The organism is Escherichia sp. MOD1-EC5950, assembly GCF_002965345.1.
GTDB lineage: Bacteria > Pseudomonadota > Gammaproteobacteria > Enterobacterales > Enterobacteriaceae > Escherichia > Escherichia marmotae.
This window is the reverse complement of the sequence record NZ_PTSR01000137.1, coordinates 1-489: the sequence shown is the minus strand read 5'-3', so window position 1 is coordinate 489 and position 489 is coordinate 1. Positions and strand designations below refer to the sequence as shown.

Sequence of the window (489 nt, the reverse complement as noted above, 5' to 3'; positions counted from 1 at the left end):
CAGTACTTCATCAAATGCGAGGAGGAGCTACACAAGGTAGCGCCAGTGCGTTCCGCAGCGTTACGCCGGGAACTGAAAGCCCGTATCACCGTTGCCAGCTACTTTAAGCCGATGTGCGCCGCGCTGGAGGCGTACCGGGCTGAACTGGGTAAAAACACTCTACAGCACCACTACACCACGGAAGCCAATATGCTGGCGCGTATCGTGCTGGGTGGCATGACTGCAAAACAGTGGGCGCAGGCGAACGGCATCACAGGCGAACCACGCGACCACATGAGCACGTTGCAGCTTGAGCACCTTTCTTACCTTGAGCAGAGCAATATCACGCTGATTGAGTTAGGCCTGGACTACCACCAGCGGAAAGCTGAATTAATTCGTCTTTCGCAGCGTTGGTTAGCCCGTCGCATGGAGGAAAACAGCCATGTGTAACGCTCTGACCGTTACAAAAAGAGAAAGCGCCCCGTTGCCGGAGCGCCTTTGTGAACGAAT

1 pseudogene is annotated in these 489 nt (G+C 55.2%); it reads left to right on the top strand.

What is annotated here, in order from left to right:
- Positions 1–429: pseudogene (locus tag BEA93_RS24685) on the top strand (antA/AntB antirepressor family protein); the annotation flags it as partial.
- Positions 430–489: the final 60 nt, after the last annotated feature.